Source organism: Flavobacterium psychrophilum DSM 3660 = ATCC 49418 (assembly GCF_002217405.1).
Taxonomy (GTDB): Bacteria; Bacteroidota; Bacteroidia; order Flavobacteriales; family Flavobacteriaceae; genus Flavobacterium; species Flavobacterium psychrophilum.
This window is the reverse complement of the sequence record NZ_MUHE01000075.1, coordinates 1-948: the sequence shown is the minus strand read 5'-3', so window position 1 is coordinate 948 and position 948 is coordinate 1. Positions and strand designations below refer to the sequence as shown.

Here is a 948-nt window from a genome sequence, read left to right as displayed (position 1 = left end):
TGTTAATTTTGTAGCAAAAACATCTAATCCTCCTAGACCTTGATGACCGTCGGAGGCAAAATATAATTCATTATCTGATGTAACAAAAGGAAAAGTTTCTCTTCCTTCTGTGTTTATTTTTGCAAGATTTACAGGTGTCCCGTAAGTATTATCACTAATAATTGAAACTGCAAAGATATCAGACTGACCTTTGCTTCCTGGCATATTTGAAGCAAAATATAGTGTTTTGTTATCTGGACTCAAGGCTGGGTGCGCTACACTATACTGGTCGCTATTAAATGGCAATTCTGTAATATCTTGCCATTTCCCTTCGATTAGAGTGGCTTTGTATAACTTTAACAAAATTACTTTTCTATCGTCTTTTCCTGTTTTTCCGTCTTTGTAATTATTTCTTGTAAAATATACCGTTTTCATATCATTTGTAAAAACGGGGCTGTCTTCGTGAAATTTTGAGTTGACTGAGTTAGAAAATTTTTTTGGATTACTTAATGTGCCGTCTTCTGATTTATCTGCAGCATACAAATCTGTAAATGCTTCTTCTGTCCATTTTGAACTTGATTTTACTAAACCAACGTGATCGCGTGATGAGGCAAAAATTAATTTATCGCCTAAAATAGCTGAACCGTAATCTGACATTTTAGTATTAACTTTTGTTGGTTTTACTTCGTATCGACCTGAATTTTTCGCAATTACTGCTTTATAATCTTTTTGATCATTATATAATTTTGCTCTGTTATCTCCCGGCAAATTTATTCTAAAACGCTCCATATACACATCTGCATTTGCATAATCTTCAACTGCTTTTAGTGTTTGCGAGTATCTATAATAATATTCTGGTTCTACTTTTTCATTAAGTGCAAACAGCTCTTTGTACCATTTGTTTGCTTCTTTTAGTTTTGCATTAAAATAGTAAGAATCGCCTAATTTCTCAAACAAATCTACGGATTT

At 32.9% G+C, this 948-nt stretch carries 1 pseudogene; it reads right to left on the bottom strand.

From position 1 onward, the window contains the following. A pseudogene (locus tag B0A57_RS11910) lies at nucleotides 1–948 on the bottom strand (PD40 domain-containing protein); the annotation flags it as partial.